Source organism: Pseudomonas sp. ADPe (assembly GCF_014843515.1).
Lineage (GTDB): Bacteria > Pseudomonadota > Gammaproteobacteria > Pseudomonadales > Pseudomonadaceae > Pseudomonas > Pseudomonas citronellolis.
Genome location: NZ_CP062122.1, coordinates 552,046 through 566,225 on the forward strand (window position 1 = coordinate 552,046; position 14,180 = coordinate 566,225).

The following is a 14,180-nucleotide window of genomic DNA, read 5'->3' on the forward strand; positions in this document are numbered from 1 at the left end:
CTTCGGCCCCACCACCGGAGCCGCTAGGCGCGGCTCCATCTGGAGCAAGCCATTCGGGGTCAAAAGGAGAGCCTGACCGACCGCCACTACTGGATGTTGAAGTACCCATCAGCGCTTCGTCTCCAGGTTCACAATCGCATTCTTGGTTGCCTTAGTCAGTTCGTTAAGATCCTTCCAACGCTCCAAGACCTCGCGCGCCCAAGCTTGAGCGCCTAGGGTAGGGATGATGCCGGGCCCGACCTGCTTCAAAGGCGCCTGATCCAACAAGCTGGCCGCCTTTCTTCCGAGCGCGGGAAAGGCTTTGCAGCACTCGATGAGCATCAAGATTTCGTCGTTGCGCTTCCAGGAGCGTGTTGTACTGCAGCTTTGCCACGCCTTAGTCATCGCCATCTCGGTCTGATCAGGTCCAACCTTGTTCATGAGATCCGTGAGAGATTGATGCGCGCTAGTTGCTGTCTTCAGAGCATCACGAAGCTTTCTTGAGTCGGGCGTCATGTTGTCATCGCCGAAATCACGAGTGCCCGAGTCACGGCTCAGATGAAGCAGTGGGCGAAGATCCTCAGTACCGAGTGCAGGTGGCAATTGGAGCCATTGCCGAGTGAAGGGGTTGTCTTTGAAGGGCTCGGGCAATCCAGCTTGGCTGGCGGCCGCACCTTCTGCCTCAGCAAGGATCTGCACTCGACCGTCATTATCCGAGTGCACCTGACCGGCTAGCGCTTCGGCTAGTGCTTCATCGCAGCGTTCAAGAATGTGCCATTTCGCCAATGCTGCGATATCTAGCTTGATCCCCTGCGGCGCAGAAAGGGCCTCGCGCAGATAAACAGTGTTTAGAAAGCGTTTCATGAGCCGGGGGTTGGCATTGACTGCTGATGAGCCATGGAGAAGTGAAGCCAACCCCTCTGCAAGGTTCATCAAGCTACGAAGAGCTTCATTTGTTCCGACCAGCTCGTAGAGAAACTCTTGGTTAATCGTCTCGCCTTTCCAACTGTTTCGCAGCCTTTCAGGAATGAGCTGGAGGGCGCTTTCGAATTGGCCACGAGCGAGCGTACCAGCCTTGGCTTCTCGTTCGAGCAGGAGCAGCACCAGATAAGCTTTCGCCTCATTGAGACCAAGTCGCGGAACGTGAAGCGGAACCTGGATGAGCTTGTCAAAGTAGTTAGTGGCAACGTCGCTAGAAATTCCTGCTCCATCGAAATGGACTTTTACAGCTGCCTTGATGAAGTCGTTGTCGGCAGCAACAACAAATGCGCTACGGCGAATGAACAGCAGTAGGCGAATAGATTCGAGCGTTGAAATTGCGGTTTGTGGAAGGCATCGATCTAGGTCGTCGACAAAAATCACCAAGGTGATTTCGAGTTCGGCGAGAAGCTCCTCCAAGGTGTCTCGGAAGGCCTGAATGTGCGCCGGCATGGAGAATGGTTCGCTTGGCTTCAGCAAACCATTGGCCGCCGACGCGATGCCCTCAGCATCTACTGCTACCTCGCCTGACTTTTCCGGCGAAGAGAAGAAGCCAGCAATAGCGTTGAATGTTTTTCCAAGGGCGCCGATCGGAATCCCAGTCGACAGTGTCAGTGCGGCCTCACCACTCAGCTGGGCAATCCTGAGCAAGTTGATGCGACGCCATAGCTCAGCGACCTTGTCAGCGATGGTCTGGTTCTCTTTGGCAAGCCGAACAATCTGATCGCCTACGATCTGAAGCAGAGCACTGCGAGCGGACTCGAAGTCTTGGTACAGCCACGGATTGAAAGTGAGGACAACGAACGTGTTGCGTGGCTTGTCGTCTGCATCAGATTCAGCGGGGGCCTTCAGGCGAGCTGCAATCATCTTCACCAAAGACGATTTGCCAGCTCCCCATCCACCGGAAACACCAATGGAAATCGGCTCACCATCGGCTCGTGTCAACATGCTTGCGCATGCATCAGCCACTACGCCGAAATTCAGGTAATCAATTGCTGTCTCGTTGTCATGCCACATGGCTGAAAATCCATTTTCAATGGTCGAGGGATGCCGACAATCGCTACGCTAGCCGGAGTAGTTGTAAATTGCCATCCTGGATTTTAGGGCATTTCGGCCAGAGTTTGCAGTTAGTCTTTGGTCACACCAACCGAGTAAGGCTCCGCCCTCAACCCACCGTAAAGTGCTCAGGCTGAACCAACAGAGTTGACGCCATGCGTAGGGAGCGATCCGGTTTGGCCGAACTGCGCATACGCATGTGGATAGTGGCCGCAACATCAGCCGGCACCAGGATGCGGGTCATCACGCTAGCCTCACTGGTGCAGAAGAAACAGAACTGGCTACCGGGTGGGCTAAGAAGACAACAGGCAGAACACTCGACAGCCTGACCACCCCACTCTCGGGCCGCTCGAAGTGTCTGATTGACGATCAATTCCTCTCGCCGTTCGCGAGCGCCACGCTCATCCTTCGCAGGAAGCCCAGCAGCACGCTGTTCTTCAGCAGCCACCAACTGGGCCTGTCTATGTGCTGCAAGTGCAGCGGCATGCGCAGAAGCTTTTGCCTCTTGCTCAACTCGTTTCGCTTCCTCGGCAACCTGCCGGCGAACCCGTTCCTGCTCCCATTGATCGTTGTAGAGAACTACTTCGGCAGAGAGCTCATCTGTAGCGCGCTTGATCAGCATTTCGCCCCGCAGAGTACGAATCCACGACCTGTTGGTAGGGTCAGACATCACCGCTTGCTCAAAGGCGACTGGATCGTTGATCTGATCAAGGCTAAGGCCACTTAGATCGATCTCCAGCGATGAAGCCTCAATGCTAGAGAGGCGTTGGTAGCGCTCGTGTTCTGCGCGGGAGGAGACCTTGATTCGCACAAGCAGCTGGCGAGTGTTGGCGGTAAGAATGGCGTGAGCGAGCATATCGCCAAGGTCCACGAATCGCTCCACCGAGTCGCCTCGAACAGGCGTGGCCTGGAATGCCACCTCACGAAACAGCGAGTGTCCGGAGACCGTCGTAGCGCTAACTTGGCGGGAGAATGCAGGGAGGGTTAGGCCCCGCCGTGCTGCTATTAGAGCTACTGCTGCCCGGCGCACGCCTTCCTTGTAGCCACGGATGCAATCTTCAGACTGGACGTGGCGAAAGTGCGGGATGACCTTCAAGCCACCATTTGCAGCATTCAGCGGCTTGCGACACCCCGGACAGATACAGCCACAAGCTAGGCCATTCTCTACTTCTGAGGCACGAAAAAGAGTTCCGTCTCGTTCGCCGAATGGAATCTTCGCATCCTGCATATGCCCATCCCATGGTAACCACCAAGTTGATAGCCCCTCAAAAGCGAGGAGGACTCACCGCCGAGGGAGTGAATATCCTGGCATGCAGATGGACAGCAAGCCCATGGTTGGGATCTGAACTCTTCGGGAGCACAGTTCCACATTACTCACTGGACGTCTGCAATTGGCCGATTGCTGCCTGTCGCGAAGAGCAGAAAAGGAGGAAGATGCACCCGCTCCGCCAAAGAGCGGAGTGTTGCTGCCTGTCTGCGCAGCAATCCGATTACCTCCATGACCTCGCCACCTGAGCCAGTCGGCAAATGCATCGCCCCATCCAATGCTTGAAGGTGTCAACTCACCATCAAAAGAAGGGAGATAACACTCCCAAATCTCGGGTGGGGCAAAAAGTGGGGCAAAATTCGGAGACGCTACAAAAGCATCAGGCATAAAAAAATCCAGTCACCGCTAAGTGACTGGATTTTCTAGGGATTTTTGGTCGGGACGGAGTGATTCGAACACTCGACCCCTTGCACCCCATACAGCGGACATATCCAATCCAAGCCTTTGATTTGGCTTGGAAATCGTACCATTTTGGCCAGGCAAAACACACCACTTTTCAGCGTTTCGCAAACGTAGCCACGCGGGCTCCAGAGGAGGTTTTGCGCCGAGTCGACCAAGCCTTCAGCGGTACTCCGCGACGCCTTTTCCTGCCGGTCGCCACTCTTCCTGCGGGGAGTTGGATCGGAGCATGACGAATGCTTCAACTTCCTGCCCCTCTTTCGGTTCCGCCGGGGAGATGGCGGCATGGCGACCAGCTGCGTAACCGGGGAACATGTCGGAGTTCGCCGACACGTGGTATTCCCAAATCCCGAAATTGCCTGCCTTGCCAACCATGCGCTCCAGCTGAAGCCGCGAGAAAGTGCCCTGACGAATGATGAGCATGCCGACCTCCTGTTGATCGAGGCCGGCATTCTACCTCACCGGCAGGCCAGCACCGCCCCGAGCCGATGCCGCATCCCTCGATGCCCGCCATCCATCGTCAACAGGCGTCCACTCTTATTGACACCTGTTGACGCCGCCTTCGCAGCTCCGGCAGACTAATTCCGTCGCAGTAAATCCTGCGGCCTGGGATTGGCCTCCCGGTACAGAAGGCGGACACAGCCGCCATAGAGCGGTTTTTTTGTGTCCGTAGCATGGCTGCACCTGCGCTTTGGGTGGGCCGTGCGGGCACTCGCAAGAGTGGCCGGTCCTTCTGCCGGTAGGCCAACCCGCACGGTTCCGCCCTCCCTGATTGGCCTCAGGTGGCGGACTCTCAATCAGAAGGAGTCCTCGTCATGCAAACCGCCCAAGTCATTCCGTTCCGTTTCGAAACTCGTGAAGTCCGCACCCTGCTGATCGACGACCAGCCGTGGTTCGTTGCTGCTGATGTCTGCCAGGCTCTGGCCGTCCGCAACAACCGCGATGCGCTATCTCGCCTGGACGATGATGAAAAGGGTGTCGCTACTACCGACACCCTTGGAGGAACCCAGGCGGTTGGCATCATTAACGAGTCTGGCCTGTACTCGCTGATCCTCACCAGCCGCAAGGCCGAAGCCAAGCGCTTCAAGAAATGGGTGACCGCCGAGGTGCTGCCGGCGATCCGCAAGCATGGCCGCTACGAAGACGCCAACGGCCGGATGGCGACTCTCGTCGGCCAGACCATCGGCACCGACGGTTTCCACATGCTCGGCGCGCTGATCAAGGGCAAGGTGTCCTCGCTGCCGGTTCCGGTGCAGCGCCGCGCAACCGCGAAAATCTGGTCGCAGACGCATGCCGCCTTCGGCGTCCGCTCGGCTGCCGACATCCCCGCCGAGCAACTCGACGCTGCCCGGAACTTCATCGCTGCCTACAGCATTGTGGAGGGCGAGTACATCGAGGGCAGGAAAGTCGGCGGCATCCACCTCGATGACTACGAGACGCACCACCTCTACCTGCTGATGTCGAGGTTCGCGATCATGTCAGAGCATCGGGGCAGCATGCTCGCTGCTGCCCGCGCCCTGGACTCCAAGCCGCTGATGACCATCTTCGGCCAACTGGATGAGGGGAGCAGTTCGTTCGCCAAGCTCGACCAGCGCCGCGCCGAGCTCTACGCCATCTACTCCAAGGATGGCTTCCGGGGCGGGTATGCGATGCAGGCCTGAAGCGAAGACCTATTGGCAGGCCTGGACTGCGGCGCGCAACTGCGCCTCGTAGCCCAGGTGCTGCTGCCGCTCTGCCAGCAGCGCCCGGACCTTGGTCTGCAGGCTGTCTCCCCTCTGCAAGCTCGCCGTGGCCCAGGCTGGTTCCTGCACCGCCGGCGCCCGGCAGGGCACCGCCACCGGCACCTCTACGCGCACCGTGCGCGGCTCGGCTTCCTGCCGGCCAGCGCATCCCGCCAGCGCGACCAACATCCCCATCACCAGCCACTTCATAGCCCCAGCTCCTTGTCGATTATGTCGGCCGCCACCTGCGCCGGATCGCCCTCGGTGCGCTCCTGCTGCAGGCGCTGCGCGGCGGCGAAGTGCTGGCCGGCCTGCTGCTGGGCATCGGCCACCGCCTGGGCAGCCTTCGCCTGGCGCTGCTCGGCCTGGTTGGCCAGGCTGGCGATCGCCGTGTTCTGGTCGCCCACCAGCGTCTCCAGATTGCCCCTGGCGGCGCGGCAGGCGGCCAGGTCCTGGGCGGCCTGGTCGAGCTGGGGCCGGTAGTGCCCGGCGGCCAGCCACACCCAGGCTGGCGCCGACGGCGACCAGCAGCAGCGCAGCCAGCACCAGGCCGGCCGCCTTCCACGGGAAGTTCTGCATGGTTCGCTCCTACGGGACGTCGCGGAAGAACACGTGCCGGCCGATGGTGGCCGTGCGCTTCGCCTTCGCCGCCCAGGCTGGCGGCTTGGCCATGGTGGTGGCGTAGTAGTGGGTGGCCCCGCCGGTCGGATCCGGCTGGCTGCCACTGATCACCGCCAGCGCAGCTTCGCGCGCGCGGAGGTACTCACCCGCCGGGATCTGCTTCGCCCCCGACAGGTACTGATAGTTCGGATCGTTCTTGTTCCAGCAGCTGAACTGCCAGGGCGCCTGGCAGACGCTTACGATGTCCCGCCCCCACCAGCCGGGCTTCGCCGCGCGGTTACGGATCGTCCAGCCCACGGCGACCATGCCGGCCGCCCCCTCGCCGCGCGCCTCGCCCCACAGCGTCCGCGCCAGCACATCCACATCACGGTCTTGGCCCATGGTTTCCTCCGGGCATGAAAAAGCCCGCCAGGTGGCGGGCTTGGGTTGAAAGCCTGGAGCCGGTTGGCTCAGACCTCGAAGTCGTACTGCGGCAGATCCGGGGCCGGGCCGGTGACCTGGCCGTCAACCAGAAATGCGTTCTGGCCGGCAGCCACCGAGGTGCCGCGGGCGAGCACCCGGGTGCCGGTTCGCAGTTCCACCACGCTGGTGCCGGCCATGGCGTCGACGCTGATCACCTCGCCCACTGTGCGGGAGCCGCCCGGCAGCAGGCCGATGAATTTCTTCCAGGGATTCACCGTGGCCATCAGCTGCTGCTCCCGTAGTGGCGCTCGATCCGAAGCGTCTGCCAGACGCGCGAGGCGCCCACGCCTTCGGCGGTGATGTCGACGCCCAGGCACAGGCCGCGCCAGGTGGCGTCCGGGTCGCGGAACTCCACGATCATGCCCGGCTGCACCAGGCCCGGGGTGTTGTCGCCGTCCGCGAACAGCGGGATGCGCCGCGTCTCGATGGCCTGGCTGCCGCCCTTCGACAGCTCGCAGATGCCACGGGCGCGGGCCACGTCGGTGCCGGTCATCCAGTCCTCCATGACGTCCGCCGCTGGCTCGTCGCCGGCCGTGCCGGCGCGCCGCACCTGCACGCTCACGCCGTAGTTGGTGCCGCTGACGTAGACGAAATTCCACTCCGGCTGCGGCGACCACTCACTGCCCCACTCGGCGACGATCTCCGCCGGCACGATGCAGTCGGGGATAGCGCTGGACCAGTACCACGTCGCCTCCCGATACCGCGGCAGGATCGTGAAGGCGTCACCGGCCAGGGCTGGGCGCACGATGCCGCCGGCAACCTCGGCCAGGCGGTGGATCACTTCCATGGCCGTCATTTCCGTGTAGCTGAAGGCCTCGCCCGGCAGCGTCCAGTCCGGCGGCCCCATCGACACCGTGTCCCAGCTGGCGGTGAAGCCGGTGAACTGCAGCTGGTCGTCGACGATGTTGCGGGCGTTCACGGGCTGGTGTTCATGCCGCTGCGCTTGGGCGCGTAGGGCGCCGCCAGCAGTTGGTGCGGCTGCTGCCGCTGATGCTGTAGCGCTCCTCCGGGAACTTGCCGCTGCCGCTGTAGCGCTCGACGAGGAAGTGCCAGGTCCAGCCATTGATGATCAACTCGACGGTCTTCGGCCCGTCGGCGTCCTGCAGCACTAGGTTCAGCGAGGTCCGGCCGAACAGGTCGGCGCTGAACGTCCAGGCGAACGAGTCGATGTCCAGGCCGATGCGGATGTTGGTGGCGTCCAACGGCGTGCCGCTGGCCAGCTCCACCAGGGTGACCGTGTTGGCGATCATGTAGGTCTCCAGGATGGTCGGCTCCTCGGGCGGGTCGATGACGACCACGGGGCCGGGGTAGTCCGGGTATACGATGCCCGTCGGGCGCGGATCGGTCGGCGTGCCCCAACCCCAGGGCATGGTCCGCATCTGGTCGATGATGCGTGCCGGGGTGAAGCGCACCACCGCGCCGCTGTCCACCGGCTGGATGGCATGCGGCTGCGGGGTGTAGCGGAAGTCGAAGAACACCGAGGCCGTGGTGCTGGGGATGTAGCGCTGCCCGGAGAACGAGAAGTCCACAACCCCGGCCCGGGGGATATAGAGGCTGGCGGCGCGCTCGGCCGCGGCGTCGAAGCGCGGGCCGAACTCGTCGCAGCGGAACCATGCCTGCCCGCTCGCCGTGTCCTTGCGCGCGGGCTTTGGGTTGTAGAGCAGGCGCAGGCGGGTGTCCTGGGGCTTGATCGAACGGTCCCAGCCCAGGCGCTGCGCCAGGTCCTTCTGCGCCACGGTGTCCCAGCGGCTGGCTGCATCGGCCTCCAGCGCCCCACCCTGCCCCCAGCGCCCGCCTTGGCCCTGGTCGGCCTGCGCCACCGTATCCCAGCGGCCCGCCAAGGAGACGCTCCGCGCCTCGCCCTCCCCCCAGGGTGCCGCGGTGGCCACCTCCTTGGCCGCAACCGTACCCCAGGCTGAACGGCGCGCAGGGTCGAACTGGCGGCGGGCCTTGCGCCAGCCCGCCACCGCGTCATGCGTCAGCATCAGGTCAACTCCACAGGGATAGGGCCGCGCCCTTGCGGCGGGTAGTAGCGGTGCACTTCGGCCCGCGCAGTGCCGAGCGGCTGCGGCCCCAGCAGGCTGTCGTCCCACCAGGTCGGCTCGACGGCGGGCAGTTGGCCGGCCTGGGTGATGCGGTAGATCCAGCCCATGAACACCGTGGGCCGGATCAGGTCGCCCTCGGCCACGCCGAGCAGCGGCTGGAACACCGTACCCCATGAATCCATCGCCATCACATAAACCTGGCCCGGGCCGGCCACCCGCAGGTCCATGTCCAGTTCACCGTCAACCGTGGCGCCATAGCCGGCAACGCGCCACTCACCACCCACGCCGCGCTCGAAGGCGACGACGTCCCGGTCTGCAGGGAGGCCGTCTACCCGAACCGTGGCGGCCAGGTCCGCCGGCGCTCCACCCCCACTCCCCGAGCCGTCGTTCAGGTCGATATCCAGCGTCACGTCCTCGCTGATAGATGGATATCGTGCTGCCCGGGCCGGCGCCTGCTGATCCACCGCGAGCAGTAGCCGGGAGCCATCGATGGCGGACGCAAGGAAGGTCTGCGACTGCTGGTGCGCGGTGGCAAATACCGCCAGCAACGACAGCCCGATATCGAGCAACAAACCCACCTTCACAGATGACGTCTGCTCACCATCGCGTGTCAGCGCCAACGTGATGGTTCGGCGAGCCGCCGTCTGCGGCATAGAGATACGCACTTGCGGGCGAATATCCATAACCGCTTACTCCCAATCTGCCGGATCCAGGGAAATGAATGCCCCCAGGTCAAAGGTGGTGGCATAGAACGGAACCCACTGTTGGCCATTCGGCATGCTGATCGGCAACACCCGGTCCTGCATGATGGGACTGCTCTTGCCCAGTGCCGGCAGCACATTGGCAAGCAAGCAGTCCGCCAACGCAGGCTCACCAAGCAGCCCCGAAGCACACCGCAATGGGCCTGGGCGTTAGTGCTCGTGCTCCCACTAATCCCCGCCCCCGAACCCACTATCGACGCGCGAACCGGACGTAGCTGACCGGGAGCCACCCGGTTCTTGCCCGTCACCGCGCCGGCAGCTGAGTCGACGGCAAGCCCACCCGGAAGCCTGGACTGGCGCCCTGGTTGACGGTGCCGTCAAACGGATTGCGCAAGACCGTACCCGGTAGTGTCGAGGTGGAGTTGGGGTTAAACACTATGCCGATGGCGTTAGTGCTCATGCTTCCGGCGAGACAGCAAAAGCCCGTCCCACCAAAAGCCGGCTGATACTCCCCAAAGTAAATGCCAGCACCGTTGTTAGAAGGCACATCGATATCGGTGACACTGCCCGAGAATTGCACGACCACAGTTCTATCATCCGCGACCACGCACCACTGCTTATTGGCAGTGGTGCTGTAGAAGCTCGGGCAATAGACATACTGACGACCGGTTACCGATGAGCCGTCCGCCCACGGCCCCGAGCGGCGGTTATACCCCCCGGCCAAGGACGTGGTGCCATCCGTAATGGTCTCCATCAGGTAGAGGATCACCTGGCCGTTGGCTGAATGGACGAAGTTGATGATGCCGCCGGCACTGACCAAGCTGAAACCATTGGTGACATCGTGCCCAATGGTCCAGCCGGCTGCCGGCTTGCTCCCATAGCCGTTGACCAAGCAAGCCAGCAGGATCAGCCGCAGGTTGTCGAACAGCCGCTGACTGGTCGCGCTGGGCAAGCTCGGCGCTCCAGAATCAAGGCTGGAGTAATAGCGCACTGTCATCAGTCAGCATCCCCTCGAATCTGCAGACGGAACTCGTCGTCTTCGACTGTGCCCTGCCCGCTCAGTACCGTGCGCGCGAGCCACACCGGCCCCAATGCCGAGTCGGTGTTGAAGCGCACAGCATTGGCCGCCGCCCAGCCGCCACCCCAGCCTTCCTTGCGGATGGTGAAATACGGCGTCCCGGTCTGCGGGTTGATCGGCGCGCAGTCGGAAGCGGTCGTCCCAGTGGAGATAACGCCCAGCTTTTCCTCGACGACCTGGAACTGCGAGGCGCTGGTGAACACCAACGCCCACTTCCCATCGATCGCCCCCATGTTGGTGATGATCGGCGGGTAGCTGAGTTGGTCGTAGTTGGCCGTGGTGGTGTCGCCGATGGGCGCGTCCGTCCAGTTCGGCGCCCCCGTGTTCCACGCCCGCTGGGTGAACCAGTGGTGATAGCGCGCCTGCAGGTCGCCCCAGCTGAGCGCGCTGCTCACCGTCGCCTCGTTCGCCGGCATGTCCCACGGCACCGGCGAGGCCAGGCCGATCTCGCCGCTGATCTGCACCTCAGTGCACAGCGTCATGTGCTCGACGCGGTCCTGCACCACCAGGGGCAGCGTGAGCGGGTTGCCGGCCTCGTCCTGCAGCACCAGCGGGTTCGCCCAGGTCACCGTCCCCACCGCGCGGTTCGCCGTGAAGCTGGCGGCGCGCAGCGCAGTGCCGTTGGCGTCGACGACCTCGATCTCAGCCTGCTGCTGCCGCGACAGCGCCAGGGTGCCCCCGGCCACCGGCTCGGCGACCACGGTCTCCTTGACGTGGCGGATCACCAGCACGTCGGCCTCGCGGAACTGCGGCACCCGGCCATCCGCCGGCAGCCTCACCGGATCGAGGCCGATCAGGTTGGCGTCCAGCGGCAGCGTCGAGTAGACAACCGCGTTGTAGCGCAGCAGGATCGGGATCACCGGGATGTCGCTGGCCCCGGTCTGGTCGTCCAGATTCGACGTGAACCGCAGCCGGACGATGCCCGTCGCGATGTCCACCGTGCCCTTGATCACCGCCCCGTTCAGCACGCCGTTCGCGTCAGCGGTAGCCGTCACCACCTGGGCGGTGTCGACGCGCACCGCGGTGACCTGCAGGCTCGCCGGCCGCAGCGGCGCCCCGGGCGTGCGGAATGTCATGGCGTTAACCGCGAACCCGGAGTTCGTGGTCAGGCACGCCAGCAGCGTGACTGCCGCCGCGGCGCCGGCCGGGTAGGTGCTCAGCGTGGCCGCACGGCCGGCGTAGTCCACCGAGCCGACCGCTACCCCAGCATTTGTGGTGGTGCTGACACCCTTGTAGAGCACGCCGGAGCGGTCCACGTAGGTCTCGCCGGCGTAGGTGAACACCAACGAGCCCGGCAGGATCGTCTCGGCCACGCCCGGCAGCAGGTCGAGGGTGACCGGGACCACGGCCTGGGTGTCAGTCTGGTCGCCGTAGCTCTGGCTGTTCGACTGCGCGCGGATCGTCAGCGTGCCGCCGAAGCTCTCCATCTCGCTGCGGTCGGTGCTGACCAGCTCGATGGTGTCCGGGTTGAAGCCGTGCTTCTCAGTGGCGTAGGTGAACTCCTTGTAGGTGTAGGTCCGCGCAACCTGGAGCGAGCAGGCACCGGTCGAGTAGTTGATGCTCCCGGCCCGGCCGCCTCCCCAGCCGCCGGCGGTGTTGTCGCTGACGGCGTTGTTGACCAGCACCTCCGATTCGTACACTGGCAGGCTATTGCCGCTCTCCAGCACACCGTGGTCGATGGCCGGAACGGCTTGCCTCTGTTTCGTGATCCAGCTGATCTGCACCGAGCCAGGCTTCAGCGGCGAGCCCGGGATGGTGAAGGTGGCCATGCCGGTGCCGTCCGAGGTCACGGCGAGCGGGGTGTCGGTGAAGGCACCTTGCTGGTACGTGTGGGTGATCGCCGTCCCGGCATCCGGGGTGGCGGTCAGTTCCATGCTCACGGTGCCGGCGGCATAGTTGATGACGCCGCTGCCGCCGGAGCCGGACAGCGTGCCGTTGCCGGCGTCGGTGATGGTCTTGGTCACCCCACCGACCTTGAAGCTGGCGACGTAGGAGCCTGGCAGCAGGCCCTGGTGGGGCAGCGTCCGGTTGACCTTCGCCCGGGCCTGCACGCTCACGCCGGTGCGCTGGGTGAACGCGGCGCTGTTCTGCCCGACATAGGCCCAGATGACGGCGCTGCCGACGTCCGGCAGAGCGTTCAGTGTCAGCGACACCGAACCGGTGTTGAACTGGATAGTCCCGGTGCCCTCCCCGGCCAGCTCGCCGTTGCCCTGGTCGCGCAAGCTCTGCCACTTGCCCAGGGCCATGTAGCTGACCTCCAGCGTGCCGGGCATGGGCGGCGCGTCGGACAGGCTCAGCGTGTACACGTAGCCGCGGTTGGAGAGATCGATGGGAATCTCGCCGGTGACGGTCTCGCCGGTCGCGGCGGCGCCAGGTTGGTGGCTGGCGGTCGCCGCGCCCGTGTAGCCGGCGCCGGTGCGCACCAGGTTGATCTCGCCGGTCTCGTAGTCGATGGTCCCGCTAGTGATCCAGTTGCTGCCCGAGACGTAGCGGATGCCACCTTTGCTGTCGTCGGCGAAGGTGCCGCCGTTGACCACCAGGCTCAGCGTGCCCGGGGCGCAGCCGGTGCCAAGGAAGGTTCGTGACTGGCCGCCGCTGACCAGTGCGAAGGTCAGCGCGATGCTGCGCGCCGGCCCGGTGGCCAGCACGATGCGGCGCTGGTAGCCGCCCAACTGGTCAATCAGCGCGTTCTCGCGGGTGCTGCTCGGCACCAGTTGGGCATAGACCGACTTCACACGGACGCTCAGTGCGCCCTCGGCAACGGCCTGCGCCAGCGGGCTGATACCGTAGTAGTGCGCGGCATCCGCCACCTGAGTGGTGAGGATCTGGCTCTTGGTGCCGCTGGAGCCCGACGGCATCGCCGTGCCGGCCGGCGTCGGCTGGCCACCGGGGAAGGTGGTCAGCAGCGGCGAGCTGATCGACAGGTCGAGGCGGCGCCGGGTGAAGTTGACGAAATTGCCGTTCCCGTAGTCGTAGGTGAAGTTCTCCAGCCGCGCCTGCACGTCGGCGATCCGCACGTACTGCGACAGCGAGCCATTCACCAACTGGTACACCTGGCCGATTTCCGGCTGCCGCTGCTCCTCACGCTGGATGCAGGCGATGGCGCGCTGGCCCTGCAACTGGTTGCCCAGCAGGTCGAAAGCCGCGATCACGGCCGGCACCACGTAGGACTCGATGGCGTTGCGGGCGTCGGCGCGCTCGTCGGTCTGGGTGCCGCCGAACAGCAGCACCGACACGCGCGGGTCGGCCGGCGCCTGAGTGAGGATGGCGTGGGCGCCCAGGTAGCTGTCGTTGTTGGCCGACATCACCCCGGCGAAGGCTTTCCGCAGGTTGATGCGGCCGATGGTGCGGTCCAGGCGCGAGATGTCGGGGAACAGGTTGTTCACCTCGGCATCCACCACGGCCTGCCCGGTGGCGCGGCCGCCGCCGTCCGATTCGTCGGTCAGGCGCTGAGACTTGAGCAGCTTGATGTCGCTTTTGCTGATGGCCATGTGTGCTCCAGCCAGAAACGAAAAAACCCGCCGAGGCGGGTTTTGGAAAGGGAAGAGAGAGAGGCAGACGCCGGGCAGGGCCCAGCGAATTAGCTGTGGGCGGCTTCTCCCTAGCTGGGCGCCCGGGGATGGGCGGCGGCTTCGGAGGCGCCGGCATTGACCTGCTGGCCCAGATCTGCCTCGGTCAGCGGCACCGCGCTGCCCGCAGCCCACCCGGTCCCCCAGCCGTCCTGGCTGATGGTGAAATAAGGCGTCCCGGTCTGCGGATTGATGGGGACACAGCCCGCGGCAGGAGTGCCGGTGGAGATCGGTTGCATGGTGT

At 64.0% G+C, this 14,180-nt stretch carries 14 protein-coding genes; 1 reads left to right on the forward strand and 13 read right to left on the reverse strand.

Annotated features, from left to right (window positions below; all coding sequences use genetic code 11):
* Positions 1-108: 108 nt before the first annotated feature.
* The 3 genes from IG194_RS02335 to IG194_RS02345 form a co-directional block, all read right to left on the reverse strand.
* A complete protein-coding gene (locus IG194_RS02335) occupies positions 109-1,974 on the reverse strand; it encodes a P-loop NTPase fold protein (RefSeq protein ID WP_058490301.1) in 1,866 nt (621 codons plus the stop codon).
* A gap of 148 nt (positions 1,975-2,122) precedes the next feature.
* Positions 2,123-2,884, reverse strand: a complete 762-nt coding sequence (locus IG194_RS02340; RefSeq protein ID WP_141679755.1) for a hypothetical protein — start codon at positions 2,882-2,884, stop codon at positions 2,123-2,125.
* A gap of 1,017 nt (positions 2,885-3,901) precedes the next feature.
* On the reverse strand, positions 3,902-4,162 hold the full coding sequence (locus IG194_RS02345) for a hypothetical protein (RefSeq protein ID WP_058487177.1): 261 nt from the start codon (positions 4,160-4,162) through the stop codon (positions 3,902-3,904).
* 392 nt (positions 4,163-4,554) lie between these two features.
* On the opposite strand from IG194_RS02345, the gene IG194_RS02350 reads away from it, so the two are divergent.
* Complete coding sequence (locus tag IG194_RS02350; protein WP_064987587.1) at positions 4,555-5,400, forward strand: Bro-N domain-containing protein; 846 nt, start codon at positions 4,555-4,557, stop codon at positions 5,398-5,400.
* A gap of 9 nt (positions 5,401-5,409) precedes the next feature.
* Here the strand turns inward: IG194_RS02350 and IG194_RS02355 are convergent, their stop codons facing one another.
* The 10 genes from IG194_RS02355 to IG194_RS02395 form a co-directional block, all read right to left on the reverse strand.
* Positions 5,410-5,670: a hypothetical protein gene (locus IG194_RS02355; protein WP_058487176.1), complete on the reverse strand. Its 261-nt coding sequence runs from the start codon at positions 5,668-5,670 to the stop codon at positions 5,410-5,412.
* Positions 5,667-5,963 carry a hypothetical protein gene (locus IG194_RS02360; protein ID WP_412535717.1) on the reverse strand — a complete coding sequence of 99 codons (297 nt, stop codon included), beginning with the start codon at positions 5,961-5,963 and terminating at the stop codon, positions 5,667-5,669. Before IG194_RS02360 ends, IG194_RS02355 begins: the two co-directional genes overlap by 4 nt.
* Positions 5,964-6,048: 85 nt before the next feature.
* Positions 6,049-6,462, reverse strand: coding sequence for a cell wall hydrolase (locus IG194_RS02365; protein ID WP_058487174.1), 414 nt, complete (start codon positions 6,460-6,462; stop codon positions 6,049-6,051).
* Positions 6,463-6,530: 68 nt separating this feature from the next.
* Positions 6,531-6,767 (reverse strand): hypothetical protein, encoded by a 237-nt coding sequence (locus tag IG194_RS02370; RefSeq protein ID WP_058487173.1) that lies wholly within the window; start codon positions 6,765-6,767, stop codon positions 6,531-6,533.
* Positions 6,767-7,462 carry a hypothetical protein gene (locus IG194_RS32650; protein WP_225617156.1) on the reverse strand — a complete coding sequence of 232 codons (696 nt, stop codon included), beginning with the start codon at positions 7,460-7,462 and terminating at the stop codon, positions 6,767-6,769. The genes IG194_RS02370 and IG194_RS32650 overlap by 1 nt, the downstream gene beginning before the upstream one ends.
* A gap of 10 nt (positions 7,463-7,472) precedes the next feature.
* A complete protein-coding gene (locus IG194_RS32655) occupies positions 7,473-8,528 on the reverse strand; it encodes a hypothetical protein (RefSeq protein WP_225617157.1) in 1,056 nt (351 codons plus the stop codon).
* Positions 8,528-9,271, reverse strand: coding sequence for a hypothetical protein (locus IG194_RS02380; RefSeq protein WP_192353633.1), 744 nt, complete (start codon positions 9,269-9,271; stop codon positions 8,528-8,530). Before IG194_RS02380 ends, IG194_RS32655 begins: the two co-directional genes overlap by 1 nt.
* A 322-nt stretch (positions 9,272-9,593) precedes the next feature.
* Positions 9,594-10,286: a hypothetical protein gene (locus tag IG194_RS02385; RefSeq protein ID WP_192353634.1), complete on the reverse strand. Its 693-nt coding sequence runs from the start codon at positions 10,284-10,286 to the stop codon at positions 9,594-9,596.
* Positions 10,286-13,858 (reverse strand): hypothetical protein, encoded by a 3,573-nt coding sequence (locus IG194_RS02390; RefSeq protein WP_058490305.1) that lies wholly within the window; start codon positions 13,856-13,858, stop codon positions 10,286-10,288. The genes IG194_RS02385 and IG194_RS02390 overlap by 1 nt, the downstream gene beginning before the upstream one ends.
* Before the next feature lie 110 nt (positions 13,859-13,968).
* Entirely contained in the window at positions 13,969-14,175 is a 207-nt protein-coding gene (locus IG194_RS02395; RefSeq protein ID WP_058490306.1) for a hypothetical protein, read from the reverse strand.
* Positions 14,176-14,180 lie beyond the last annotated feature (5 nt).